Below are 24,285 nucleotides of genomic sequence, written 5' to 3' on the forward strand. Positions count from 1 at the left end.
ACATGAAGGGGGCCGGGAAGCGATTGCTTCCCGGCCCCGCTCTGTTCGGTGCGTTACGAGTCTCCGCCGGCCTCGCCCGCCTCGGCGGCGGTGGGGTCGGTGATCTGGTACTTCGCGGCGGCCTGAGCGGCCAGCTCCGGTTTGACCTCGCCGCGCGCGGCGAGCTGCTGGAGTGCCGCGACGGCCACCGACTCGCCGTCGACGTTGAAGTACCGGCGCAGCGCGCCCCGCGTGTCGGAGTGCCCGAAGCCGTCGGTGCCCAGCGAGGTGTACTCGCCCGGTACCCAGCGGCTGATGAGGTCCGGCACCGAGCGCATGTAGTCGCTGACGGCCACGAACGGGCCCTCGGCGCCCGAGAGCTTCTGCGTCACATACGGAACCTGCTTCTCGGCCTCCGGGTGGCGCAGGTTGTGCTTCTCGGTCTCGACCGCCTCGCGGTTGAGCTCCGACCACGAGGTGACCGACCAGACGTCGGCCGCGACGTCCCAGTCGGAGGCGAGCAGTTCGGCGGCCTTCTGCGCCCACGGCATGCCCGAGCCCGACGCGAGCAGCTGCACGCGCGGTCCGCTGACCTCGGCGGAGGAGACCTTGTGCAGGCCCTTGAGGATGCCTTCGACGTCGACGCCCTCCGGCTCGGCCGGCTGCACGATCGGCTCGTTGTAGACCGTCAGGTAGTAGAAGACGTGCTCGCCCTCGCCGTACATGCGGCGCAGGCCGTCCTGCATGATGTGCCCGATCTCGTAACCGAACGCCGGGTCGTAGGAGATCACCGCGGGGTTGGTGTGGGCCATGAGGATCGAGTGGCCGTCCTCGTGCTGGAGGCCCTCGCCGTTGAGCGTGGTCCGCCCGGCGGTGGCGCCGATCAGGAAGCCGTTGCTGAGCTGGTCGGCGGCGGCCCAGATCGCGTCGGCGGTCCGCTGGAACCCGAACATCGAGTAGAAGATGTAGAACGGGATCATCGGCTCGCCGAGCGTGTCGTACGAGGTGCCGGCGGCGGTGAACGCGGCGACCGAGCCGGCCTCGTTGATGCCCAGGTGCAGCAGCTGCCCCTGCTCCGACTCCTTGTACGACAGGAACAGGTCGCGGTCGACCGACAGGTACTGCTGCCCGTGCGGGGAGTAGATCTTCGCGGTCGGGAACATCGCGTCCATGCCGAACGTGCGCGCCTCGTCCGGGATGATCGGCACCCAGCGCTTCCCGATCTCCTTGTCGCGCATGAGGTCCTTGAGGAGCCGCACGAGCGCCATGGTGGTGGCGACCTTCTGCTTGCCCGAGCCGCGCTTGGCGGACTTGTAGGCGTCGTCGCCCGGCAGGTCCAGCGGGATGACCGTGTTCTTGCGCGCGGGGAGCGGCCCGCCCAGGTCGGCGAGGCGGGCGCGAAGGTACTCGGCCTCGGGACTGCCGTCCTCGGGCTTGAGGTACGGAGGCAGGTACGGGTTCGCCTCGAGGTCGGAGTCCGGGACCGGCATGTCGAGCGAGTCGCGGAAGCCCTTGAGGTCGTCCAGCGTCAGCTTCTTCATCTGGTGGGTCGCGTTGCGGCCCTCGAAGGCCGAGCCGAGCTTGTAGCCCTTGACGGTGTGCGCCAGGATGACGGTGGGCTGGCCCTCGTGCTCCATCGCGGCCTTGTAGGCGGCGTAGATCTTGCGGTCGTCGTGGCCGCCGCGGCGCAGGTCCCAGATCTCGTCGTCGCTCATGTTCTGGACCAGGGACTTGGTGCGCGTGTCGCGGCCGAAGAAGTGCTCGCGGATGAACGCGCCCGACTCGGCCTTGAACGTCTGGTAGTCGCCGTCGGGGGTGGTGTTCATGAGGTTCACCAGCGCGCCGTCGGCGTCCGCGGCGAGCAGCGGGTCCCACTCGCGGCCCCACATCACCTTGATGACGTTCCAGCCCGCGCCGCGGAAGTAGGCTTCGAGCTCCTGGACGATCTTGCCGTTGCCGCGCACCGGGCCGTCGAGGCGCTGGAGGTTGCAGTTGACGACGAAGGTGAGATTGTCGAGCTCGGCGCCCGCGGCGAACTGGAGCGCGCCCCTGGACTCGACCTCGTCCATTTCGCCGTCGCCGAGGAACGCCCACACCTGCTGCTGGGAGGTGTCCTTGATGCCCCGATCGTGGGCGTAGCGGTTGAACAGCGCCTGGTAGATCGCGTTGATCGGGCCGATGCCCATCGACACGGTGGGGAACTGCCAGTAGTCGGGCATCAGGCGCGGGTGGGGGTAGGACGGCAGGCCGCCCTGGGCGCGGGAGACCTCCTGGCGGAAGCCGTCGAGCTGGTCCTCGCTCAGCCGTCCTTCGATGTAGGAGCGGGCGTACATTCCGGGCGAGGCGTGACCCTGGAAGAACACCTGGTCGCCGCCGCCGGGGTGGTCCCGGCCGCGGAAGAAGTGGTTGTGGCCCACCTCGTAGAGGCTCGCGGCGGAGGCATAGGTGGAGATGTGGCCGCCGACGCCGATGCCGGGCCGCTGGGCCCGGTGGACGGTCATGGCCGCGTTCCAGCGCACGAACGCGCGGATGCGGCGCTCGACCTCTTCATCGCCGGGGTAGTGCGGCTCGTCCTCGACCGGGATGGTATTGACGTAGTCGGTGCTCGTCGACGCCGGAATGGCGATCTGCCGCTTGCGCGCGTGTTCGAGCAGCCGCTGGACGACGTAGCGGGCACGAGTCCGCCCGCCGGCGTCAAGGAGGCCGTCCAGGGATTCCAGCCATTCGCTGGTCTCCTCCGGGTCAGTGTCCGGTACTTGGGTCGGCAATCCGTCACTGATGGGCGGCCGGTTCTGTTCCGTGGTCACGGGCGATCCCTCGTTCTTAGACTGCACGTTTATAGCTGTGCCATGTCGGGCAGAGTGTCATCGATGTTCTACCATCCTCCCTCGAATCTACCGCGACCTTCGCCCGCCCACCCGGCGTGATGCGACCGCGCACACACCGTCGGCGACCTCGAACGTCGCTCACCTGCGCGATCATCGCAGGGGCCCGCGGCATCGAAGATCACAGCCGCGTGTACGTGTGCTCACCTTCCCTTCACGCGGCGTTGCGGTCCGGTCCAAGTCGGACCGGCATGATGCCGGAGCGCGCGGGCGCGCGCAGCAAGCCGCGCAAGCGCCCCATATGCTGCACCTCATATGCTCTACTTCATATGCTGTGGACAAGCTCAGAATGGAGGCACACGGATGGAGGCGACGACGTGAACGCTCCGGGCAGCCCGGTTGACGGAAGCAGCGTGGCGCAGAGACTCGGGCTCGACGGCGTGGAGGCCGTCATGGAGATCGGCTTCGACACCGACGTGGACGCGACCTTGCGCGCCGCGGTGGTGGAGGCGGTCGGCGAACTGCTCGGTGAGGATTCCGACGAGATCGTCGACGCCGTCCTGCTGTGGTGTCGCGACGACGACGGTGACCTGGTCGACCTGTTGCTGGACGCCAGGGACCCCCTCGACGAAGGGGGCACGGTGTGGCTCCTGACGCCGAAGGCCGGCCGCGAGGGGCACATCGACCCGGTCACGATCGAGGAGTCGGCGACGCTGGCGGGACTGCAGTCCACCAAGACGCTCAACGCCTCCCCCGACTGGGTGGCCTCGCGCATGGTCGTGGCCCGGCGCTAACGTCGAGCCGGTCAGACCACCGACGGCCCTCCCCGCGGGGGCCGTCCGCGCGCAAGGAGCACCCATGCCGATCGAACCGGGGACCCCGGCCCCCGACTTCACGCTCAAGGACCAGAACAACCAGGACGTGGCGCTCACGGGCTTCCGCGGCGACAAGCACGTCCTGCTGGTGTTCTACCCGTTCGCGTTCACCGGCGTGTGCGAGGGCGAGCTGTGCGGCGTCCGTGACGACCTCGACACCTATCAGACCGACGACGTCCAGGTCCTGAGCGTCTCGGTCGACTCCCCGTTCGCCCACAAGGTCTGGGCGCAGCGTGAGGGCTTCGCGTTTCCGTTGCTGAGCGACTTCTGGCCGCACGGCGCGGTGGCGCGGGCCTACGGGGTGTTCAACGAGGAGAAGGGCACGGCGAACCGGGGCACGTTCGTCATCGACAAGACCGGCGTCGTCCGCTTCAGCGAGATGAACATGCCCGGTGAGGCGCGTGACCAGGGCGTCTGGCAGAAGGCCCTGGCAGAGCTGGGGCACTAGTGCCCATGCGAGAGCCGCCGGGTCCTCCCGGCGGCTTTTTCGCGCCCGATGCTCGTCGGGATATTGACAATACCGAATGTGTACGCCAAGCTGGAGCGATCGGTTGCGTGCAACCGCTTGCATTCCATACCCCGAAGGGACACATTCGACGATGAACGGTCCTGCGAGACGACTCCTCACCGCCGCCGCGACGGCCGCGGTCGCCGCGACCGCCCTCTCCGGCGCCGCGGAGGCGAAACCCCCGAAACACGACCACGACCTCGGCCGCGAGACCCTCGCCGCGAACGACGGCTGGGCCGCCGCCGAAGGCGGCACCACCGGCGGCTCCGAGGCCACCGACGACAATGTCTTCACCGTGGACACGTGGGCGGAGCTCCAGGCCGCCGTCCAAGGCGATCAGCCCAAGATCGTCCACGTCGAGGGCCACATCGACGCCTGGACCGATGCCGACGGCAAGCCCCTCGCCTGCGACGACTTCAACGAGCCGGGATACAGCTGGGAGCTCTACCTCGAGACCTACGACCCCGATGTATGGGGATGGAACGAGCCCTCCGGGCCGGTCGAAGAGGCCCGCGACCGCTCCTATGACGCCTTCCGCGAGCACGTCCTGCTCGAACCCGGCTCCAACACCACGATCGTCGGCAGCGGCGACGCCTCGGTCACCCACGGCTCGTTCTTCCTCAACGGCGTCGACAACGTCATCGTCCGCAACCTCGGCGTCCACGAGGCCTACGACTGCTTTCCCGCCTGGGAGGGCGACGCCTGGGACGGCGAATTCGACAACTTCGAGGTCAGCGCCTCCACCCACGTGTGGCTCGACCACCTCACCATCACCGACGGCGGCTTCGAGGACTACGAGGCGCCGGTCATCTGGGGCTCGCGCGTCGAGCACCTCGACGGCGCGCTCGACATCGTGCGCGCCTCCGACCTGGTCACCGTCTCATGGAGCCACATCTCCAACCACGACAAGACCATGCTCATCGGCAACACCGACTCCGACCGCTACGAGGAGTGGGACAAGCTGCGGGTCACCGTCCACCACAACTGGTTCGAGAACACCAGCCAGCGCGCCCCGCGCCTGCGATACGGCCAGAACCACGTCTACAACAACCTGTACACCCATGACGGCGAGACGTCCTATCCGTACTTCTACTCGATCGGGGTCGGCGTCCACTCCTCGATCTACGCCGAGAACAACGCTTTCCTGATGGCCGGGGTCGACCCGGGCGCCGTGATCGGCGAATACGGCGGCACGGACGTCCACATCGAGGGAAGCCTGTTCAACGGCCGGCGGACCGACCTGCTGGCGGCCTACAACGAGGACAATCCCGACAGTCCGCTCGGCGGCGAGGTCGGCGAGCGGCCCGAGCTGCACGGCAAGATCCACCCGACGTGGGCCGTCCCGTGGCTCGTCAAGGCGAAGGCCGGCGCCGGGGGACGCTGCTGAACCCGCGGGGCGCGGCCGGAGACCCGGCCGCGCCGTCTCGTGACGGGCGCGGCGGATGCGGGCCTACGCGTCGGCCATGTCCAGGGTCGGGTAGTCGGTGTATCCGGTCGCGCCGCCGCTGTACATGAGCCCCCGCTCCCGCACGGGATTCAGCGGCGCGCCGATCCGCAGGCGCTCGACCAGGTCGGGGTTGGCCAGGAACGCCCGCCCGAGCGAGACGAGGTCGGCGCCGGCCTCGAGCAGGCGCACGGCCTCGCCCAGACCGCCGTCGGCGGGGACGGGCCGGTCCCAGTCGAGTGTCGGGTTGGCGATGAGCGGCCGGTCCCACCGCCGCCGCAGCTCGGCGAACAGCGGGCGGTCGGGATCGGCGAAGGCGATGTGGAGATAGGCGAGGCCGAGCGGCCCGACGGCGTCGAGCAGCGCCGGGTACAGCGTCTCGGCGTCGGCCTCTTCGATTCCGTTGACGCGGGCGCCGGGGGAGATGCGCACGCCGACCCGTTCGGGTCCGATGGCCTCGGCGACGGCCCGGACGACTTCGACGGTGAAGCGCATGCGCCGGTCGGTGGAACCGCCGTAGGCGTCGGTGCGGTGGTTCGTGCTCGTGGCGAGGAACTGGTGGAGCAGGTAGCCGTTGGCCGAATGGACCTCGACGCCGGCGAAGCCGGCGGCGACGGCGCCTCGCGCGGCGTTCGCGAAGTCGGCCACCGTGGCGCGGATGTCCTCGACCGACATCTCGCGGGGGACCGGGGCGTCGCGGCGCCCGCCGGGCGTGTGGACGCCTTCGGGCAGCGCGATCGGTGAGGGGGCGACCGGCCTCAGCCCGCTGATGTCCGGGTGGCCGATGCGGCCGCCGTGCTCGATCTGGAGGAACATCCGGCCTCCGGCGGCGGCTACCGCCTCGGTGACGTGCCGCCATCCGGCGATGTGCGCCTCGGTGTAGACGCGGGGAACGTTCGGGCTGGGCACGCCGACGCGGTTGGGGATGGCGGCCTCGGCGATGATGAGTCCGGCCGTGGCCCGCTGTGCGTAGTACTCGGCCATGAGCGCGGTGGGGGTGCCGTCAGCGTCGGCGCGGTTCCGACTCATCGGGGCCATGACCAGTCGGTTCGGCAGTTCCAGGGCTCCGAGTCGGGTGGGTGCGAAGAGGCGCTCGGCCGTCGGTGCGTTCGTCATGCGGGTACCGTAGAACTTGACATTGGTGTCAGGTTCAAGGATTTGTGAGACAGCCCATGCGCATCGGTGAGCTCGCCCGCCGCACCGGCGTCGGCGAACGGTCGCTCCGCTACTACGAGCAGCAGGGGCTGCTGCGCGCCGAGCGCACCCCCGGCGGCCACCGCGAATACGCCGAGAGCGCCGTCGACCGGGTCGTCCGCATCCAGCACCTCTTCGCGGCCGGGCTCCATTCGAGCACGATCGCAGGGATGCTCCCGTGCATGCGCGACAGCGATGGCGGCCCGAACGAGGCGACGACCCCGCGGCTCGTGGAGGACCTCCGGGCCGAACGCGACCGCATCGACCGCGCGATCACCGACCTCGTCCGCTCCCGCGAGATCCTCGACGAGGTCATCGAGACCGCCGACCTCCGGCGGAGCCGCTAGTCCCAGGCGTCGCGCCTCTTGTGATTCCAGTGCCGCGAACCGCCCGAAAGGGCTCCGAAAGTTTCGGTGATACCGACGTGGTCCGAACTCTCATGATCGCACATTAATCGACTTGGTTCGATGTTGTTTCGATCAAGCATAGCAATTTAGCTGTATTGATACTCCTCGTCGAGGCCGGCTACTCGAAATTTTGTTCTCGAAAACTTTCCGGAAGTCGTTGACAAGCTCACGCGGTCTCTCCATACTGGTGCTATTGATTAACATTGATGTCTGTCGATGTTGATCGACCGGTGAGACTCGGTCCTGCGGTCGGCGACCCCGCGTCGACCGGCCGTGTCCCGCCGCGCACTGACGCCGACCCGCCGCCCTCACCCTGGTGCCACCAGGCTCGTCGCGTCGAGAACCACCGGCCGGCTCCTCGCCGGCCATCTCAAGGAGGAAACATGTCCAAGGACAACCCCCCCGGAAGCCCTTTCAGTCGCAGGAGCATGCTGCTCGGCGGCGGGGCCGCCCTCGCGCTGGGTTCCGGGCTGATGGTGCCCGGCACCGCCCAGGCCCAGCAGGTCATCACCACCAACCAGGAGGGCACGCACGACGGCTACTACTACTCGTTCTGGACCGACACGCAGGGCTCGGTGTCCATGACCATGGGGTCGGGCGGCAACTACAGCACCCAGTGGAGCGGCACCAACAACTTCGTCTGCGGCAAGGGCTGGAGCAACGGCGGACGCCGGGCCGTGAACTACAGCGGCAGCGTCAACCACGGCAGCAACGGCTACCTGGCACTCTACGGCTGGACCTCCAACCCGCTGGTGGAGTACTACATCGTGGAGTCCCACGGACCGTACAACCCCAGCAGCGGCGCCGAGCAGCGCGGCTCGGTCACCGACGACGGCGGCACGTACACCCTCCTGCACTCCATGCGGTACAACGCCCCGTCAGTGGAGGGAGACAACCAGACCTTCGCGCAGTACTGGAGCGTCCGGCAGGGCCACCGGAGCAGCGGAACCATCAACACGGGCACCCACTTCGACGCGTGGGAGCGCGCGGGGATGAACCTGGGCAACTTCAGCTACTACATGATCATGGCGACGGAGGGCTACCAGAGCAGCGGCAGCTCCAACATCACCGTCGGCAGCACCAACGGCGGTGGCGACCCCGGCGGCGAGGACCCCGGCAACGGCGGCGGCGGCGCCTGCACCGCGTCCCTCGTGGCCGGCCAGCAGTGGAGCGACCGCTACAACCTCACCTGCAACGTCTCGGGCAAGAGCGACTGGCGGGTGGTGATGGACGTGCCGTCCCCGGCGAAGATCATCGCCACCTGGAACTGCGACCGGAACTGGCCCACCGCGCAGCGGATGGTCGCCACGCCGAACGGCAGCGGCAACAGCTTCGGCGTCACCATCCAGGCCAACGGCAACTGGAACTGGCCGTCGGTCTCCTGCAGCTAGGGCCGGACCCCGACGCGACGGACGAGACGGCCCCCGGCGGGAATCCGCCGGGGGCCGTCTCGCATAGTTCCCGCCGCCGATGAGGGCCCGCGCCGGTGTCACTCCCAGCGGAACAGCCCGGCCGCGACGGCGACGCCGGCGAGGATCGTCCCGCCGAAGCTCGCCAGATGGGCCGCCTCGAAACCGCCTCCGGCCCAAGCCGCCGAGAGCGCCTCCACCGAGGCGCCGAAGGGGAGCCATTCGCCGACAGTGGCGACCGGATCGGGCAGGCTCTCCCGCCCGCCGAACATGCCGCCCAGCGCCCCGAGCGCGAAGAAGGCGACCAGACCGATGGCGACCGCCGAGTTCGGGGTCGGCGCGACCGCGGCCACGATCATGCCCAACGCGTACATCGCCGCCATCGCGAGCACGAACCCGCCGACGGCGGTGCCGAGGTGGACCGGCGGCTTCGTGCCGAAGCCGAGGACCGCCACGGCGAGGGCCGCACCGATGCCGATGGCGGCCTGGACGACGCTCACCGCCACCTGAGCCACCAGGACCATGGCCGGCGAGGCCGGTGTGACCGAGAGGCGCCGCAGGATTCCCGAGCGCCGGTAATAGGCCAGGAAACTGGGCATGTTGATGATCCCGATGGTGGCGATGACCATCGTCAGCACCAGCGGCACGACGAAGACGTCAAGGGCCGTGCGCCCGTTGACCACCACCTCGTCGCTCGCCGACGACGCGCTCATCACCAGGATGAGCAGCGGCAGACCGATCGGGATGACGAGCCCGGCGGTGTCGCGGACGACCATCTTGCCCTCGCACACGGTGAGGGTCAGCCACGCCCGCACGCCGGGGCGCCGCGCTTCGACGACGGTGCTCATTCGGTCTCCTCCACTTGCTTCCCGGTGAGTGCGACGAACGCGTCGTCGAGGTTCTCGGCTCCGGCGCGCGCGACCAGGCCGGCCGGCGTGTCCACGGTGACGATGCGACCGGCGTCGAGCAGGACGACGCGGTCGCAGAGGCGTTCGACCTCCTCCATCGCGTGGCTCACCAGCAGGATGGTGACGTCGTCGTCGCGGAGGCGTTCGACCGTCTTCCACATCTGGCGCCTGGCGCGCGGGTCGAGGCCCGTGGTGAGCTCGTCGAGGATGACGATCCGGGGCCGCCCGGCGAGCGCGAGCGCGATCGAAAGCCGCTGCTGCTGCCCGCCCGAGAGCCGCTCGAACCGGGTACCGCGCTGCTCGCCCAGGCCGACCAGCTCCAGCAGTTCCTCCGCGGGCCTGGGCCGGTGGTAGAAGCTGCGGTAGAGGCCGAGGAGCTCGTCCACGGTCAACGCGCCGTGGAGCTGCGTCTCCTGCAACTGGACGCCGAGGACTTGTCGGACCTTCGCGCGGTCGCGCCGCGGATCGAGGCCCAGAACGCTGACGCTGCCGCGGTCGGGCGTGCGCAGACCGGCGATCATCTCCACCATGGTGGTCTTGCCCGCGCCGTTCGTGCCGAGGACGCCGATCACCTCGCCCTCCTCGACCGCCAGGCTCACGTCGTCGACGGCGACCGTCTCGCCGTAGCGCTTATGAAGGTGCTCGGCGCGGAGCGCCGTCGCTGTGCTGTTCATGGCATACGACGCTATGCGCCGCAGCGGGTCCGTCGCCTGTGCCGATCGTCGGGAACCGGGCCCATGACTTTCGGCACGGGCACACGGAGCCGTCCGCCTCCTAGAATCGGGTGATGCGGCGTTTGGGGACGGACGAGTGGTCGGGGCTCGTGATGCTCGTCGTGTCGGTCGGCGTGGGCGGCCCGGTGCTCATCGGAGTGGTCGAGCCGACCATTCCCCGCGCGGTGTGGATCGCGATGTTCGCGGTCTTCTTCGGTGCGCTGTTGTTCGCGGTCGCCGGCGCCAGGCCCACCAAGCGCAGATATGTCTCCTTCGCCGTGGCCGTGGCCGCCTCGTGGGTGGTCGTGGCGTCGTCGCCGCCGATGGGACTGCTGCCGATCCTCCTGGTGGTGACCGCGGCCGTGAGCGTCTACGTCGTGCCGCTGCGCGTCGGCCTGGCCGTCGTCGCGGCCAACACCATCGTCCTGGCGCTCCTCATGTCGCGCCGGGACGAGCGGGCCTCCGAGGCGATGATCTTCGTGGGCTTCTACCTGCTGATCCAACTGGCGTCGATGCTCAGTTCCGCCACGCTCCTGCGCGAGCAGCGCATGCGCCGCGAGCTGACCGAGGCCCACGTCGGCCTGCAGGCGGCGACGGTCCTGCTGTCGGAGTCCGCGCGCACCGCCGAGCGGCTGCGCATCTCGCGCGAGCTCCACGACCTCATCGGGCACCAGCTCACCGTGCTCACTCTGCAGCTGGAGACCGCGCGGCACCGCGAGGGCGAGCGGGCGCGCGAGCACGTCGAGCGGGCGAACACCGTCGCCCGCGAGCTCCTGGCGGACGTGCGCGCGACCGTGGGGGAGCTGCGGACCGGCTCGCCCGACCTCGCCGAGGCGCTGCGCCAGGTGGTGCGGGACCTGCCCGACCTGGAGGTGTCGATCGAGGTGGAGCCCGACGTCCGCGTCGGCGAGGAGCAGACCGCCGCGATCGTGCGGGCGGTGCAGGAGATCGTCACCAACACGATCCGGCACGCCGACGCCCGCGAGCTGTGGATCGAGGTCGCCTCCGAGCGGTCCGGCGTCGTCCTGACCGCCGCCGACGACGGACGGGGCTCGCGCGAACCGGTGCTCGGCAACGGCCTGCGCGGGCTCCGCGAACGGTTCGAAGCGCTCGACGGCCACGCGGACTTCGACGGCAGCGAAGGGTTCAGGGTCACCGCCCGGGTGCCGGCCTCATGACCCGGGTGGTGCTGGTCGATGACCAGACCCTCGTGCGCCAGGGCATCCGGGGCCTGCTCGAGCTGGCCGACCTCGACGTCGTGGGCGAGGCCGACGACGGACTCGCCGCACTGGCCGTCGTCGAGGAGACCGAGCCCGACGTGATCCTGCTGGATCTGCGGATGCCGCAGTACGACGGCATCTGGACCCTCGGGCGGCTCCGCGAGCGCGGCATCGAGACCCCGGTGCTCGTCCTCACGACCTTCGACGACGACACCCTGGTCCTCGACGCCCTGCACGCGGGCGCGCGCGGCTACCTCCTCAAGGACGTCACGCTCGAACAGGTGACTCGGGCGGTGCGCATTCTCGCCGACGGCGGGACGCTCATCGCGCCGTCGATCACCGACCGGCTGCTGCGCGCGATCCGCTCGGGCGCCTCGCCGTTCGCTCGGGACGCCGCGCCGGTGCAGGACCTGACCGAGCGCGAGCGGGAAGTGCTGCGGCTCGTCGCCGAGGGCTACAGCAACCGCGAGATCGCCGAGGCGCTCTTCCTCGCCGAGGGCACGGTGAAGAACCACGTCTCGACCATCCTGTTCAAGCTCGGCGCCCGCGACCGCACCAACGCCGTCCTGCGGGCCCTCCACCAGGGCATCCTGCGTTAGCCGGCCTCGGTTCGGCTGCGCTCGGCTTCGAGGCCGCGGCCATGGCCGACCACGAGCACCGATCGTCCTCGGGCGTCCCGCCGGGCTGATCGTGATCGCGGTGACCGCCCGACCCTGACGGGTCCGACCGTCGGCCGCCCGCCGGCATGGCGGGCGGACCGACTCCGCCGCCACTGTCGGCCCCTTGTGGGATGCTGGCCGCGTGAGACTGGAGGACCTGGTCCTGCTGCGGCGGGCCCGCGACCTGATCGATCGCGAATACGCGAAACCGCTGGACGTTCCCGCGCTGGCGCGCGCCGCCCTCATGTCGCCGGGCCACTTCTCGCGCAGCTTCCGAGCCGCCTTCGGCGAGACGCCCTACAGCTACCTGATGACGCGCCGGATCGAGCGCGCCAAGGCGCTGCTGCGGCGCGGCGACCTGACGGTCACGGAGGTCTGCTTCGAGGTCGGCTGTACGTCGCTGGGGTCGTTCAGCGCGAGGTTCACCGATCTGGTCGGCGAGAGCCCGAGCGCGTACCGCGCCCGCGGCCACGACGAGGGCGCGGCCATACCCGCCTGCTACGCCAAGATCTACACCCGGCCGGTCAGGAATGGAGAAGCGAAGCATGCGCCCCGCTCGTAGCATGAAGCGCATGGACATCAAGCTTTCGGACTGCTTCATCGCCGTCGACGACCACGACAAGGCGCTCGCCTTCTACCGGGACGTCCTGGGCCTCGAGGTCCGCAACGACGTCGCCTTCGAGGGCATGCGGTGGGTCACCGTGGGCCCGCCCTCGCAGCCCGACGTCAACATCGTGCTCGAACCGCCCGTCGCGGACCCGAACGCCTCGCCCGCCGACAAAGAGGCCATGACCGAGCTGCTGGCCAAGGGCCTGCTGCGCGGCCTGATCTTCCGCACCGACGACTGCGACGCCACGTTCGAGCGCATCGCCGCCTCCGGCGCCGAGGTCCTGCAGGAGCCGACCGACCAGCCGTACGGCGTCCGCGACTGCGCCTTCCGCGACCCCTCCGGCAACATGCTTCGCTTCAACCAGCCGCGCTCGTAGCGCGACTTTCCGATTGCAGATGGAGACAGGATGACCAAGGCGACGGAAACACCCCCGTCCGAGTCGCACCCGGCCGACAGCCACGATCTGATCCGCGTGTACGGCGCCCGCGAGAACAACCTCAAGGACGTCAGCATCGAGATCCCCAAGCGACGTCTGACGGTGTTCACCGGCGTCTCGGGCTCGGGCAAGAGCTCGCTGGTGTTCGCCACGATCGCCGCCGAGTCCCAGCGGCTGATCAACGAGACGTACAGCGCCTTCGTGCAGGGCTTCATGCCGACGCTGGCGCGGCCCGAGGTCGACCTGCTCGACGGGCTGACGACGGCGATCATCGTCGACCAGGAGCGGCTCGGCTCCGATCCGCGCTCCACGGTCGGCACCGCGACCGACGCCAACGCGATGCTGCGAATCCTCTTCAGCCGGCTCGGGAAGCCGCACATCGGCCCGCCCAAGGCGTTCTCCTTCAACGTCGCCTCGATCAGCGGGGCCGGCGCGGTCACCTTCGAACGCGGCGGCAAAGAGGTGAAGGAGCGCCGCGACTTCAACATCGCCGGCGGCATGTGCCCGCGCTGCGAAGGCCGCGGCTCGGTCTCCGACTTCGACCTCACCGCGCTGTACGACGACAGCCGCTCGCTCAACGAGGGCGCGCTCACGATCCCCGGCTACACCGTGGACAGCTGGTACGGGCGCATCTTCCGCGCCTGCGGCTACTTCGACCCCGACAAGCCGATCAGCAAGTTCACGAAGAAAGAGCTCGACGCGCTCCTGTACAAGGAGCCGACCAGGATCAAGGTCGAAGGCGTCAACGTCACCTACGAAGGCCTGATCCCGAAGATCCAGAAGTCGTTCCTGTCCAAGGACCGGGAGGCGATGCAGTCGCACATCCGAGCGTTCGTGGACCGGGCGATCACCTTCACCACCTGTCCCGAGTGCGACGGCACGCGGCTCAATCACGCGGCCCGATCCTCGAAGATCAAGGGCGTCAATATCGCCGACGCCTGCGCGATGCAGATCAACGACCTCGCCGCGTGGGTCCGCGGCCTCGACGAGCCCTCGGTGGCGCCGCTGCTGAACGCGCTGGGGGACACGCTCGACTCCTTCGTCGACATCGGACTCGGATATCTCAGCCTCGACCGGCCCTCGGGCACGCTCTCCGGCGGTGAGGCGCAGCGCACCAAGATGATCCGCCACCTCGGATCGTCCCTCACCGACGTCACCTACGTCTTCGACGAGCCCACCATCGGGCTCCACCCGCACGACATCCAGCGGATGAACAAGCTGCTGCTGCAACTGCGCGACAAGGGCAACACCGTGCTCGTCGTGGAGCACAAGCCGGAGGCCATCGCGATCGCCGACCACGTCGTCGACCTCGGTCCCGGAGCCGGCCACGACGGCGGCACCGTCTGCTTCGAGGGCACCGTCGAAGGGCTCAGGACCGGCGGCACCCTCACCGGCCGTCACCTCGACGACCGCGCCTCCCTCAAGGAGACGGTCCGCGAGCCGAACGGGACGCTCGAGATCCGCGGCGCGAACAAGCACAACCTCCAGAACGTCGACGTCGACATCCCGCTCGGCGTCCTCACCGTCATCACCGGTGTCGCGGGCTCGGGCAAGAGCTCGCTCGTGCACGGCTCCCTCCCCTCCGACGCCGACGTGGTGGCCATCGACCAGGGCGCGATCCGCGGCTCCAGGCGGAGCAACCCGGCGACGTACACCGGGCTGCTCGAGCCGATCCGCAAGGCGTTCGCGAAGGCCAACGGCGTCAAGCCGGGGCTGTTCAGCGCCAACTCCGAGGGCGCCTGCCCGAACTGCAACGGCGCCGGCGTCGTCTTCACCGACCTGGCGATGATGGCCGGGGTCGCCACCACCTGCGAGGAGTGCGAGGGCAAGCGGTTCGACGCTTCAGTGCTCGAGTACCGCTTCGGAGGCCGCGACATCAGCGAGGTCCTCGCGATGTCGGTGGCCGAGGCCGAGGAGTTCTTCGGCGGCGGCGAGGCGAAGATTCCCGCGGCCCACAAGATCCTGCGGCGGCTCGACGACGTCGGGCTCGGCTACCTCAGCCTCGGCCAGCCGCTCACCACGCTCTCCGGCGGTGAACGGCAGCGGCTCAAGCTCGCGACCCGCATGGGGGAGCAGGGCGGCGTCTACATCCTCGACGAGCCGACCACCGGCCTCCACCTCGCCGACGTCGAGCAGTTGCTCGCCCTGCTCGACCGGCTCGTCGACTCCGGCAAGTCGGTGATCGTCATCGAGCACCACCAGGCGGTCATGGCGCACGCCGACTGGATCATCGACCTCGGCCCCGGGGCCGGCCACGACGGCGGCCGGGTCGTCTTCGAAGGCACGCCCGCCGAACTCGTCAAGGACCGCTCCACGCTCACCGGCCAGCACTTGGCGGAGTACACCGCCTGACCGACGGAACGAGCGACGGGTTCCAGGAGACGCCGCTGTCTCCTGGAACCCGTCGCTCGTTCGCCCCGGCCGAAGCGCCCAGCCCTGGTCTCCTGTGGATCCGACCGGTCCGGATCCACAGGACAGGACTAGCGCACGGGTTCGAGCCCCACACCGTCGGCGGCGACCTCGATGCCCGCCCGGACGAACGCCGCCACCGCACGCGAGCGCGTCCCCTCGCGCCATGCCAGCAGGATCGAACTCCTCGGCGCGTCGAGCACCGGCACGAACACCACATCGCTCCGGGCGTGCAACCGCACCGAGTCGGGGACCACGGCGACCACCTGCCCGAGGGCGACCAGCTGCAACAGCTGCGCCGAGTCGCGGATCACCGGGCCGTTCGCCTCCTGCGGGTCCGTGCCCGAAAAGTCGGGGAACGGCTCGCCGTCGAGATCGGCCATCACCAGGGCGGCCCGGTCGGCCAGTCGGTGGCCGCGGGGAAGCGCCGCCACCTCGTCCTGCGTCAGCAGCAGCTCAGTGTCGAATCCTTCGAGATCGTCGCGCGGGCCGTGCACGAACGCGACGTCGACGCGCCCGTCGCGCAGCATGCGCGTCTGCTCGCCGAAGCCGCACACCGACACCTCGATCTCGACGGCATCGGGGTCCTGGGAGTACACCCGCTTGATGCGCTCGATCATGCCGGCGTCCCCGTCGGGTTTCATCGCCACCAGCAACCGCGGCACGTCCTGCCCCGCTCGCCGGGCCCTTCGCACCGCGGTGGCGACCGCGTCGAGCGCCCTGCGGCTCTCGTCGAGGAAGACCTCGCCCGCGGGAGTGAGACTCACCGATCGGCTCGTCCGCTCGAAGAGGAGCACGCCCATTCGCCGCTCGAGACGCTGGATGGCGCGCGACAGCGGCGGCTGCGCCAACCCGAGCCGCTGAGCCGCACGGCCGAAGTGCAGCTCCTCGGCGACGGCCACGAAATATTCGAGTTCCCGCGTCTCCGCAACGTCCATACCTCCAAGGTATCAATCGCGACGGCATCGGTGTTGGTCCGCCAAGGCCCGCCGTGTTGTCGTAGAGCCATGGAGAACCACACGAACAACACCATGATCGCCCTGGTCACGGGCGCCAACAAGGGTATCGGCCGCGAGATCGCCGGCCGGCTCGCCGCTATGGGGCACACCGTCGTGATCGGCGCCCGCAGCGCCGAACGCGGCGAGAAGGCCGCCGCGGAACTGCAGGCCGTCGGCGCCGACGCCGACGCCGTAGTGCTCGACGTGACCGATCCCGAGTCGGTCGCCGCGGCCGCCGATATGATCGCCGACCGGCACGGCAGGCTCGACGCGCTCGTCAACAACGCGGGCATCGCCTATCCGCCGGGCACCGACAGCGCCGCCCAGCTGCCACGCTCCGTCGACCTCGACACCGTCCGCACCGTCTTCGAGACCAACGTCTTCGGCGTCATCACCGTCACCAACGCGATGCTGCCGCTGCTGCAACAATCGAGGACCCCGCGCATCGTCAACGTCTCCAGCACCATCGGCTCACTGAGCGCCATGGCCGACCAGGAGGCATGGGCCGCCGACCGGGTGCCGATCCTCGCCGGATACTCCCCGTCCAAGACCGCCCTGACGGCCCTGACCCTCCAGTACGCCAGGGACCTGCAAGCCGACGGCATCCTCGTCAACGCCGTCTGCCCCGGCTTCGTCGCGACCGACCTGAACGACCACACCGGCTACGGCACGGCCGCCGAGGGCGCGGTGGCCGCCGTCCGCATGGCGACCGTCCCCGCGGACGGACCCACCGGCACCTTCACCGACGACCAGGGGCCCGCGCCCTGGTAGCCGATGCGCTGATCGGGAGCCCGCGAGCCGTCACGGGCTCCCGACGCTCTTCGTGGCGCGGCTCCGAAGGAGGTCCGCCACATCGGCGATTCCCATCTCGATACGTCCGTGGACTCGCGGGTTGAGCAGCAGGGTGCCGTCGAAGTCGCCCGCGGAGGCGAAGACCGCGACGGGCACGGTCAGCGACTGGAAGAACCCGAAGAGCGGCCGCAGGGCGTGCTCCAAGACGAGCGCATGGTGCTCCCCTCCGCCGGTCGCGGCGAGCAGCACGGGCTTGTTGGCGAGCGCGTACTGGTCGACGAGGTCGAAGAAGTGCTTGAACATGCCCGGGTAGGAACCGCGGAAGACCGGTGCCGCCGCGATCAGGAGGTCGGCCTCCTCGGCGAGTCGGAGCGTGCCCTCGATCTCGGGTGCGGCCTCCTCGCGTTCGATCACGCCGGTGAAGGCCGGGCCGAGCCGGTAGACGTCGATCCGGGAGGTCTCGATCGGCAGCGCCGACTCAAGGTATTGAAGGACGGCGTCGACCAGGCCCATGGTCTTGGACCGCTCGTTCGGGCTGCCGTTGACCACGACCACCTTGAGCGCCCGCCCGGTACCGGCGGCGCTCATGCCGACGCTCCTTCCCTCGCGGCGATCTCGCGGCGCACGACCGGTGCGACCTCGGTGCCGAGCAGTTCGATCGCCTCGAGGTGCTCCTTGTGCGGCACACCGCCGAAGCCCATCTGGATGAGCGCGCGGTTCAGACCGTACAGCTCGTGGTAGTCGAGCAGCTTGTCGATGACCTCCTGCGGACTGCCGACGATCAGGCCGGCCGCCGGCGAGGTCTGCGCTTCGAACACGGGCCGCGGAATCGTGAACCCTCGGCCGCGCTGGTGGTTGTTCTCCTCCATGCCCCGCGCGAAGGAGGGGTACATGATGTCCCGCGCGCTCTTGCTGGTGCGCCCGACGAACCCGTGCACGTTGATGCTGACCGGCAGGGTGTCCGGGTCGTGTCCCGCCCGCGCGGCGGCGTCGCGGTAGAGCTCGACGGTCTGTTCGTGGTACGTCATCGGCCCGAGCAGCAGCGCCATGGCCATGGGGAGGCCGAGCCTTCCGGTGCTGACCGCGGACGCCGGTGAGCCGCCGACGCCGACCCAGATCGGGATCGTGTCCCCGTCGGGGCGGGGCGCGATGTCCGCGTTCACCAAGGGGGCGCGGAACTTCCCTTTCCAGGTGAGCGGGTTCTGCTCGCGGATCTTGAGCAGGAGGTCGAGCTTCTCGCGGAAGAGCTCGGCGTAGTCCTTGAGGTCGTATCCGAACAGCGGGAACGACTCGGTGTAGGAGCCGCGTCCGGCGATGATCTCGGCGCGCCCGGCGGAGAGCAGGTCGATCGTCGCGAACTGCTCCCACACGCGCACCGGATCCTCGGAACTGAGCACGGTGACCCCGCTCGTCAGCTTGATGTTCGTCGTCTTCTCGGCCGCGGCCGCCAAGAGGACGGTCGGCGCCGATCCCACGAAGTCGCTGCGGTGATGCTCGCCGACGGCGAACACGTCGAGGCCGACCTGATCGGCCAGTTCCGCCTGCTCGATCGTCTCGCGGACGCGCTGTCTCGGGGACGGCGGGGTGCCGCTGGCAGGGTCCTCGGTGATCTCACCGAACGTCAGGATCCCGATCTCGAATGCCATCGCTCTTCCTCTCATTGCCGGCGGTGATGCCGGTGGTCGCGGGGCGAAGGCCGCCTCCGGGCGCCTGCTCGGCGACCCGGCGCGGCCTCCCACGTCGGCTAGAACATTGTCTGCGCAGGCAAATATTTCGCGCGGTGGGCCACTCCACAACAAGATGCGTGCGCAGGCAGGTAAACGCGCCGGTCCGCGGTGCCGTGAGGCTAGGATGCATGCATGGCGACGGAGAAGCTGAGCGATCTGGAGGAGGCGGCGTGGGGAGGATTCCTGATCACTCACGATCGGATCTGGCGTGAGGTGGAGGCGGGGCTCGCTCCCTTGGACGTGAGCATGGCCGAGTACAGCGTCCTCGCACTGCTCGCCCGCGCCGGCCGCAAGGGCATGCGGATGTCCGAGCTCGCCGAACGCCGACTGATGAGCAGCGGCGGGTTCACCCGACTCGCCGACCGGCTCGAGCGCCGCGGCCTGATCGAGCGGCGACGGTCCGCCGAAGACGGCCGCGGCTTCGAAGCCGTCCTGACCGGCGAGGGCCGGGCGCTCATGCGGAAGGCGTGGCGCCAGCAGTACGGCGACCTCCGCAGGCTCTTCTTCGACCGGCTCGACGAGGAGCACCTCCGCGACCTCGCCGACGTCTGGGCCCGCCTCGACCCCGCCGAGGACGGGGCCTGACGCGACGACGGCGCCGCCGGGCTCCGCAGCGTGCGACCGTCCCGATACGTGCTATGAAGGCGGGCGCCCCCCGCGCAAGAACTGTTCGACCGCGGTCTCCACGAGGGCGTCGAGCAGTTCCGCTTTGACGATGTTGCCGTTGATGAGCGAGGCGATGCCCTGGAGGGTCGCGAACAGGACGAGCCCGACCCGCTCCGGCGGTCCCTCCTGGAGTGCGCCCTGCCGCTGCCCCTGAACGATCAGCTCGCTCATCAACTCGAACGGCGCTTCGGCCGCCTTGACGATCCGAGTCGCTCCCGGCCGGTGCTTGCTGGTGTACATCAGCTCCAGGAGTGCGGCGTTCTCGGTGGCGAAGCGGGTGTAGGCCGTCATCGTGGCCCGCACGCGCGACGGGAAGTCCTCGCCCGCGTCCGCTAGAGCGGCGCGCAGAGCGGTGTGCAACCGGGCGAACCCGGCCTCGGCGAGCGCGTCGAGCAGCGCTTGGCGATCAGGGAAATGCCGGCGCGGCGCGGCATGGCTGACGCCGATCGCCCTGGCGAGATCCCGCAGCGACAACTGGTCCGATCCTCGCTCCCGCAGGCGGCGCTCGGCCGCGTCGAGCAGTGCGGTGCGGAGGTTGCCGTGGTGGTAGGGGCGCACTTCGGTCGTGTCGGGCATGGAGCCTACGGTAGCAAACCTGTTGTCATTGACTACATTGTTTACAACGACTACTATGTAGCTCATGACAACATTCTCCGCTTCCGACGTTCCGCCCATGACGGGCCGGACGGTCGTCGTCACCGGCGCCAACAGCGGGATCGGCCGCGTGGCCACACGTGTGCTCGCGGCCAGGGACGCCCGCGTCGTGCTCGCCGTGCGCAATCTGGCGAAGGGCCGCGAAGCCGCCGCCGCGATGACCGGCGACGTCGAGGTCCGGCAGCTCGATCTCGCCGACCTCGCCCTCGGTCCGCGCGTTCGCCGAGGACTTCGCCGGGCCCGTCGATGTGCTGATCAACAACGCGGGGGTCATGATCCCGCCGTTCTCCCGCACCGCAGACGGTTTCGAGCTGCAGTTCGGGACCAACCACCTGGGGCATTTCGCGCTCACGAACCTGCTCCTGCCGCGGATCACCGGACGGGTCGTCACCGTCGCGTCCAGCGGCCACAGGATCGGCTCGATCGACTTCGACGACCTCAATTGGGAACGCAGACCCTACAAGGCGATGCGCGCCTACGCGCAGTCCAAACTCGCCAATCTGCTGTTCACATCGGAACTCCAGCGGCGACTCACCGAGGCCGGCTCGCCGGTGATCGCGACCGCCGCGCACCCCGGCGTGGCGGCCACCAACCTGCTGCGGTTCGACGGTCGGCGACGCGTGCGCCACCGCGTCCAAAAGGCCGGCGCCCGCCTCGTCACACAGAACGAAGCGGACGGCGCACTGCCGACCCTCTATGCCGCCGTGGCGGATATCCCCGGCGACGGCTATGCCGGACCGAGCGGCTTCCTGGAGGCGCGCGGTGCGCCGAAACTGGTCGGCCGCTCGGCCAGGGCACAGGACGCCGAAACGGCACGACGCCTGTGGGAGGCGTCCGAAAAGCTGACGGGAGTGGCCTTCCCCCGGGACTCGCTGCAAACCGGCTGAGTCGTGGCCGCCGTCGCAATCAGTCGGCCGCTTCCTCCTCGACGGCCGTGTCGAGGACGCGTCGCTTGAGATCGGCGTATGCCGCGTCCAGCGCCCCGATCGCGACCGCGTCGCCGTACACCCCCGAGGGCAGGACCAGTTCGCCGACGGTTCCGCAGGCGGCCCGGACGCGAGCTACCAGGCGCTCTCCTCCGGCGAGGGCGATCTCTCCGGTCAGGACGATGCGCGGCGGGTCGATCAGGCACTTGAGCATCCGGATCGCCGAGGCGACGCGGAAGGCGTATTCGTCCAGGAAGGCCCCCGCTCCCCGCTCGACCGCGGCGGCCATGACCGCCGGGGCGTCCGGACCGCCGACGCCGTGCCGTGCGCCGAGCTCGATGACGGCGGGCGCGCCGAGCCAGTCCTGGTACGTGGGGTCCTCGGGCCCGCAGCGGTCGGGGAAGGCGGGGACGTAGCCGAGCTCGCCCGCGGCCCCGTGCTCACCGACGAGCAGGCCTTGGCGCAGGTCGATGCCGGCCCCGACGCCCTCGCGGCCCAGCCAGAGTACGGCAAGCCCGCCGGAGACGGCCGGATTGCGGCGCTCGGCCACGGTGGCGGCGTTGACGTCGTTGTGGATCTGGACCGAGGCGTGCAGTTCGGCGCTCAATGCGGTACGCAACCGCAGCCCGGACAGCTCGGGGATGTCGGCGAAGTTGACGGTGTCGGTGGCGGCGTCGTAGGCGCCCGGCACGGCGATGTGGAGGGCAGCGATCCGGTCGGGTTCGATCCCGGCGTCGGCGGCGGTCGCGGCCACGAGATCGAGCACGGCCCGATCGGGGGAGACGGCGGCGAAGTCGACCTTCCTGGAGGTCGAGGCGCGCTCGCGTCCCTTGAGGTCGCCGATGGCGACGGTGATGCCGTCGGGCTCGCGGAGCGTCGCGGCGGCGGCGAAGGCGTAGTCGGCGTTGATCGAGTAGACCTCGGCCTTGGGGCCCGCCTGCTTGGCGGTGGTACGCCCCGCGGTGACCGCCAGTCCGGCCGCCAGGAGCCTGCGCATGACCTGAGAGGCGGTGGGCTTGGCCAGGCCCGTGAGCTCGCGCAGCTCCACCCTGGTGAGGGTGTGGTTCTCGAGCAGGTGGTGCAGCGCGGCGCGTTCGTTGATGGTGCGCAGCAGATGCGAGGACCCGGAGGGGACCGGGGAGGCCGTCCGGCCGATGGTGTGCATGGGTCCTTCTTCCGTTGCGCCGGTGGTGCTCGTTCACGCTGGCCCGAGGACTCGATGAGCATAGTTTCGACGCCCACGATTGGTCAAGGCGTCTAACTATCGCAAGCGCGGCGTACGTGGATCGCGTGGCGACGCCGTCGGCGAACGCCTCCCATCGGCGGCCATATCGCCTTGATATCGAAGAATTTGACTTAAGCGATCTATTGACTTCGATACGCGGCGTCGATACGGTGCTCAATAGATAGTAATATTTCCTAACTATTGAGGAGCGCTGATGACCTTCCCGACCCGCCGCGGACGGCTGCTGAGCCTCGTCGCGGTCGTCGCGGTCGCCGTCCTGACCCCGCTCGGGATCGGCGTCGCCACGGGCCAGCCCGCCGCCGACGAGCCCGCCGCCACCGCAGCGTCCCCTGTGGCGCAGCACGGTCAGCTGCGCGTCTGCGGGACCACGCTCTGCGATGCCTCCGGCGACGAAGTGCAACTGCGGGGGATGAGCACCCACGGCCTGCAGTGGTACTCGCAGTGCGTGAACGACTCGTCCCTGGACGCCCTCGCCTACGACTGGGGCGCCGACGTCGTGCGCCTGTCCATGTACATCCAGGAGGGCGGCTACGAGACCGACCCCGCCGGCTACACCGCCATGATGCACGAGCTCATCGACGACGTCACCGCTCGCGGTCTGTACGTCATCGTCGACTGGCACATGCTCGATCCGGGCGACCCCCACTACAACCTGGAGCGTGCCAAGACCTTCTTCACCGAGATCGCGCGGGAGCACGGCGATCAGGACAACCTCTTCTACGAAGTCGCGAACGAGCCCAGCGACGTCCCCTGGTCGCGGATCAAGTCCTATCACGAGGAGATCATCCCGGTGATCAGGCAGCACGACTCGGACGGCGTCATCCTGCTCGGCACCGCGGACTGGTCCTCACTCGGCGTCTCGGACGGCTCCAGCGAGCAGGAGGTGATCGACGACCCGGTCGACGCCTCGGGCATCATGTACACCTTCCACTTCTACGCGGCCTCCCACCGCGAGGACCACCTGAACGCGCTGTCCCGCGCGGCCGACCAGATCCCCATGTTCGTGACCGAGTTCGGCACACAGGACTACGCGGGGGAGGGCGCGAACGACTTCGCCATGGCGCAGCGCTACCTCGACCTGATGGAGCGCAAAGGCATCAGCTGGGTCAATTGGAACTTCTCCGACGACCACCGCTCCGGCGCGGTCTTCGAGACGGGCACCTGCCCCGGTGGGCCGTTCGCCGGAACCTCGCGGCTGAAAGAGGCGGGTGTGTGGATCCGCGACCGCATCCGGGAAGGCGGCGTCCCGACCGACTCGCCCACCGACGAGCCGAGCACGCCGCCCACCGGAGAATGCGAAGCGACCGTCGCCGTCGTCAGCGACTGGGGCTCGGGCTGGGAGGGTCGTGTCGCCGTCACCGCCGGCGGCAGCGGCCTCGACGGCTGGACCCTCAGCTGGGACTGGCCCGGCGGTCAGCAGATCAGTTCGGCATGGAACGCCGACTGGGCCCAATCGGGGACGACCGTGAGCGCCGCCAGCTCGTCTTGGAACGGCAGAGTCGAGCCAGGACAGACCATCGAGGCCGGCGGCTTCATAGCGAGCGGAACGCCCGCGACGCCGCAGATCGCCTGCTCGGCGGGCTGAGAGCCGGGACCGGTGGTGCGGCGAACAGCCGCCGCACCACCGCGCCCGAACAGCCGGTCGGCGTCCTGGGGATATGGCCGTGGCTCCCGGCAAAC

22 protein-coding genes and 2 pseudogenes are annotated in these 24,285 nt (G+C 69.6%); 15 read left to right on the forward strand and 9 right to left on the reverse strand.

Annotated features, from left to right (window positions below; all coding sequences use genetic code 11):
• Positions 1–53 precede the first annotated feature (53 nt).
• On the reverse strand, positions 54–2,786 hold the full coding sequence (gene aceE / locus ACYVK3_RS17125; protein ID WP_460498552.1) for a pyruvate dehydrogenase (acetyl-transferring), homodimeric type: 2,733 nt from the start codon (positions 2,784–2,786) through the stop codon (positions 54–56).
• A 347-nt stretch (positions 2,787–3,133) separates the two neighbouring features.
• On the opposite strand from aceE, the gene ACYVK3_RS17130 reads away from it, so the two are divergent.
• From ACYVK3_RS17130 to ACYVK3_RS17140, 3 genes are all read left to right on the forward strand, one after another.
• A complete protein-coding gene (locus ACYVK3_RS17130) occupies positions 3,134–3,598 on the forward strand; it encodes a DUF3052 family protein (RefSeq protein ID WP_460498553.1) in 465 nt (154 codons plus the stop codon).
• A gap of 64 nt (positions 3,599–3,662) precedes the next feature.
• Complete coding sequence (locus tag ACYVK3_RS17135; RefSeq protein ID WP_460498554.1) at positions 3,663–4,127, forward strand: peroxiredoxin; 465 nt, start codon at positions 3,663–3,665, stop codon at positions 4,125–4,127.
• Between the two features lie 151 nt (positions 4,128–4,278).
• The gene (locus ACYVK3_RS17140; protein ID WP_460498555.1) at positions 4,279–5,574 is read left to right on the forward strand and encodes a pectate lyase family protein; all 1,296 of its coding nucleotides are present in this window, start codon (positions 4,279–4,281) and stop codon (positions 5,572–5,574) included.
• A 63-nt stretch (positions 5,575–5,637) separates the two neighbouring features.
• On the opposite strand, the gene ACYVK3_RS17145 is transcribed toward ACYVK3_RS17140, so the two are convergent.
• Complete coding sequence (locus ACYVK3_RS17145) at positions 5,638–6,747, reverse strand: alkene reductase (protein ID WP_460498556.1); 1,110 nt, start codon at positions 6,745–6,747, stop codon at positions 5,638–5,640.
• A gap of 56 nt (positions 6,748–6,803) precedes the next feature.
• Here ACYVK3_RS17145 and ACYVK3_RS17150 point away from each other — a divergent pair, with 56 nt between their 5' ends.
• Together ACYVK3_RS17150 and ACYVK3_RS17155 are read left to right on the forward strand one after the other, a co-directional pair.
• Positions 6,804–7,172 (forward strand): MerR family transcriptional regulator, encoded by a 369-nt coding sequence (locus tag ACYVK3_RS17150; protein WP_460498557.1) that lies wholly within the window; start codon positions 6,804–6,806, stop codon positions 7,170–7,172.
• Positions 7,173–7,615: 443 nt separating this feature from the next.
• Positions 7,616–8,623, forward strand: a complete 1,008-nt coding sequence (locus ACYVK3_RS17155; protein WP_460498558.1) for a glycoside hydrolase family 11 protein — start codon at positions 7,616–7,618, stop codon at positions 8,621–8,623.
• Between the two features lie 98 nt (positions 8,624–8,721).
• Here ACYVK3_RS17155 and ACYVK3_RS17160 read toward each other — a convergent pair whose 3' ends face one another.
• A complete protein-coding gene (locus ACYVK3_RS17160) occupies positions 8,722–9,489 on the reverse strand; it encodes an ABC transporter permease (protein ID WP_460498559.1) in 768 nt (255 codons plus the stop codon).
• Complete coding sequence (locus ACYVK3_RS17165; protein ID WP_460498560.1) at positions 9,486–10,223, reverse strand: ABC transporter ATP-binding protein; 738 nt, start codon at positions 10,221–10,223, stop codon at positions 9,486–9,488. The genes ACYVK3_RS17160 and ACYVK3_RS17165 overlap by 4 nt, the downstream gene beginning before the upstream one ends.
• 113 nt (positions 10,224–10,336) lie before the next feature.
• Between ACYVK3_RS17165 and ACYVK3_RS17170 the strand changes: the two genes are divergently transcribed.
• From ACYVK3_RS17170 to ACYVK3_RS17190, 5 genes are all read left to right on the forward strand, one after another.
• Positions 10,337–11,440, forward strand: a complete 1,104-nt coding sequence (locus ACYVK3_RS17170; protein WP_460498561.1) for a sensor histidine kinase — start codon at positions 10,337–10,339, stop codon at positions 11,438–11,440.
• A complete protein-coding gene (locus tag ACYVK3_RS17175) occupies positions 11,437–12,081 on the forward strand; it encodes a transcriptional regulator (protein WP_460498562.1) in 645 nt (214 codons plus the stop codon). The genes ACYVK3_RS17170 and ACYVK3_RS17175 overlap by 4 nt, the downstream gene beginning before the upstream one ends.
• 202 nt (positions 12,082–12,283) lie before the next feature.
• A complete protein-coding gene (locus ACYVK3_RS17180; protein WP_460498563.1) occupies positions 12,284–12,703 on the forward strand; it encodes a helix-turn-helix transcriptional regulator in 420 nt (139 codons plus the stop codon).
• 10 nt (positions 12,704–12,713) lie between these two features.
• On the forward strand, positions 12,714–13,127 hold the full coding sequence (locus ACYVK3_RS17185; RefSeq protein WP_460498564.1) for a VOC family protein: 414 nt from the start codon (positions 12,714–12,716) through the stop codon (positions 13,125–13,127).
• Between the two features lie 30 nt (positions 13,128–13,157).
• Positions 13,158–15,539, forward strand: a complete 2,382-nt coding sequence (locus ACYVK3_RS17190; protein WP_460498565.1) for an excinuclease ABC subunit UvrA — start codon at positions 13,158–13,160, stop codon at positions 15,537–15,539.
• 128 nt (positions 15,540–15,667) lie between these two features.
• On the opposite strand, the gene ACYVK3_RS17195 is transcribed toward ACYVK3_RS17190, so the two are convergent.
• On the reverse strand, positions 15,668–16,534 hold the full coding sequence (locus tag ACYVK3_RS17195; protein ID WP_460498566.1) for a LysR family transcriptional regulator: 867 nt from the start codon (positions 16,532–16,534) through the stop codon (positions 15,668–15,670).
• A 69-nt stretch (positions 16,535–16,603) separates the two neighbouring features.
• On the opposite strand from ACYVK3_RS17195, the gene ACYVK3_RS17200 reads away from it, so the two are divergent.
• The gene (locus ACYVK3_RS17200; RefSeq protein ID WP_460498567.1) at positions 16,604–17,365 is read left to right on the forward strand and encodes an SDR family oxidoreductase; all 762 of its coding nucleotides are present in this window, start codon (positions 16,604–16,606) and stop codon (positions 17,363–17,365) included.
• A gap of 30 nt (positions 17,366–17,395) precedes the next feature.
• On the opposite strand, the gene ACYVK3_RS17205 is transcribed toward ACYVK3_RS17200, so the two are convergent.
• Positions 17,396–17,974 carry an NADPH-dependent FMN reductase family protein gene (locus ACYVK3_RS17205; RefSeq protein ID WP_460498568.1) on the reverse strand — a complete coding sequence of 193 codons (579 nt, stop codon included), beginning with the start codon at positions 17,972–17,974 and terminating at the stop codon, positions 17,396–17,398.
• Positions 17,971–19,032, reverse strand: a complete 1,062-nt coding sequence (locus ACYVK3_RS17210; RefSeq protein WP_460498569.1) for an LLM class oxidoreductase — start codon at positions 19,030–19,032, stop codon at positions 17,971–17,973. Before ACYVK3_RS17210 ends, ACYVK3_RS17205 begins: the two co-directional genes overlap by 4 nt.
• 213 nt (positions 19,033–19,245) lie before the next feature.
• On the opposite strand from ACYVK3_RS17210, the gene ACYVK3_RS17215 reads away from it, so the two are divergent.
• Positions 19,246–19,698 (forward strand): MarR family winged helix-turn-helix transcriptional regulator, encoded by a 453-nt coding sequence (locus tag ACYVK3_RS17215; RefSeq protein ID WP_460498570.1) that lies wholly within the window; start codon positions 19,246–19,248, stop codon positions 19,696–19,698.
• Between the two features lie 51 nt (positions 19,699–19,749).
• Here ACYVK3_RS17215 and ACYVK3_RS17220 read toward each other — a convergent pair whose 3' ends face one another.
• Positions 19,750–20,355 (reverse strand): TetR/AcrR family transcriptional regulator, encoded by a 606-nt coding sequence (locus ACYVK3_RS17220; protein ID WP_460498571.1) that lies wholly within the window; start codon positions 20,353–20,355, stop codon positions 19,750–19,752.
• Positions 20,356–20,419: 64 nt separating this feature from the next.
• On the opposite strand from ACYVK3_RS17220, the pseudogene ACYVK3_RS17225 reads away from it, so the two are divergent.
• Positions 20,420–21,320 (forward strand): annotated as a pseudogene (locus ACYVK3_RS17225) (oxidoreductase).
• Between the two features lie 19 nt (positions 21,321–21,339).
• Here the strand turns inward: ACYVK3_RS17225 and ACYVK3_RS17230 are convergent.
• A complete protein-coding gene (locus ACYVK3_RS17230) occupies positions 21,340–22,524 on the reverse strand; it encodes an ROK family transcriptional regulator (protein WP_460498572.1) in 1,185 nt (394 codons plus the stop codon).
• 341 nt (positions 22,525–22,865) lie between these two features.
• Here ACYVK3_RS17230 and ACYVK3_RS17235 point away from each other — a divergent pair.
• Positions 22,866–23,839 (forward strand): annotated as a pseudogene (locus ACYVK3_RS17235) (glycoside hydrolase family 5 protein); the annotation flags it as partial.
• Positions 23,816–24,190 carry a cellulose binding domain-containing protein gene (locus ACYVK3_RS17240; RefSeq protein ID WP_460498725.1) on the forward strand — a complete coding sequence of 125 codons (375 nt, stop codon included), beginning with the start codon at positions 23,816–23,818 and terminating at the stop codon, positions 24,188–24,190. The pseudogene ACYVK3_RS17235 and the gene ACYVK3_RS17240, both read left to right, overlap by 24 nt.
• Positions 24,191–24,285 lie beyond the last annotated feature (95 nt).

The sequence above is a fragment of the Glycomyces tarimensis genome, from assembly GCF_054776215.1.

Coding starts and splice junctions, on each gene's coding strand:
- ACYVK3_RS17130 (WP_460498553.1), top strand. CDS start 3,134: ATGCTGTGGACAAGCTCAGAATGGAGGCACACGGATGGAGGCGACGAC.
- ACYVK3_RS17135 (WP_460498554.1), top strand. CDS start 3,663: ATGCCGATCGAACCGGGGACCCCGGCCCCCGACTTCACGCTCAAGGAC.
- ACYVK3_RS17140 (WP_460498555.1), top strand. CDS start 4,279: ATGAACGGTCCTGCGAGACGACTCCTCACCGCCGCCGCGACGGCCGCG.
- ACYVK3_RS17145 (WP_460498556.1), bottom strand. CDS start 6,747: ATGACGAACGCACCGACGGCCGAGCGCCTCTTCGCACCCACCCGACTC.
- ACYVK3_RS17150 (WP_460498557.1), top strand. CDS start 6,804: ATGCGCATCGGTGAGCTCGCCCGCCGCACCGGCGTCGGCGAACGGTCG.
- ACYVK3_RS17155 (WP_460498558.1), top strand. CDS start 7,616: ATGTCCAAGGACAACCCCCCCGGAAGCCCTTTCAGTCGCAGGAGCATG.
- ACYVK3_RS17160 (WP_460498559.1), bottom strand. CDS start 9,489: ATGAGCACCGTCGTCGAAGCGCGGCGCCCCGGCGTGCGGGCGTGGCTG.
- ACYVK3_RS17165 (WP_460498560.1), bottom strand. CDS start 10,223: ATGAACAGCACAGCGACGGCGCTCCGCGCCGAGCACCTTCATAAGCGC.
- ACYVK3_RS17170 (WP_460498561.1), top strand. CDS start 10,337: ATGCGGCGTTTGGGGACGGACGAGTGGTCGGGGCTCGTGATGCTCGTC.
- ACYVK3_RS17175 (WP_460498562.1), top strand. CDS start 11,437: ATGACCCGGGTGGTGCTGGTCGATGACCAGACCCTCGTGCGCCAGGGC.
- ACYVK3_RS17185 (WP_460498564.1), top strand. CDS start 12,714: ATGGACATCAAGCTTTCGGACTGCTTCATCGCCGTCGACGACCACGAC.
- ACYVK3_RS17190 (WP_460498565.1), top strand. CDS start 13,158: ATGACCAAGGCGACGGAAACACCCCCGTCCGAGTCGCACCCGGCCGAC.
- ACYVK3_RS17195 (WP_460498566.1), bottom strand. CDS start 16,534: ATGGACGTTGCGGAGACGCGGGAACTCGAATATTTCGTGGCCGTCGCC.
- ACYVK3_RS17200 (WP_460498567.1), top strand. CDS start 16,604: ATGGAGAACCACACGAACAACACCATGATCGCCCTGGTCACGGGCGCC.
- ACYVK3_RS17205 (WP_460498568.1), bottom strand. CDS start 17,974: ATGAGCGCCGCCGGTACCGGGCGGGCGCTCAAGGTGGTCGTGGTCAAC.
- ACYVK3_RS17210 (WP_460498569.1), bottom strand. CDS start 19,032: ATGGCATTCGAGATCGGGATCCTGACGTTCGGTGAGATCACCGAGGAC.
- ACYVK3_RS17215 (WP_460498570.1), top strand. CDS start 19,246: ATGGCGACGGAGAAGCTGAGCGATCTGGAGGAGGCGGCGTGGGGAGGA.
- ACYVK3_RS17220 (WP_460498571.1), bottom strand. CDS start 20,355: ATGCCCGACACGACCGAAGTGCGCCCCTACCACCACGGCAACCTCCGC.
- ACYVK3_RS17230 (WP_460498572.1), bottom strand. CDS start 22,524: ATGCACACCATCGGCCGGACGGCCTCCCCGGTCCCCTCCGGGTCCTCG.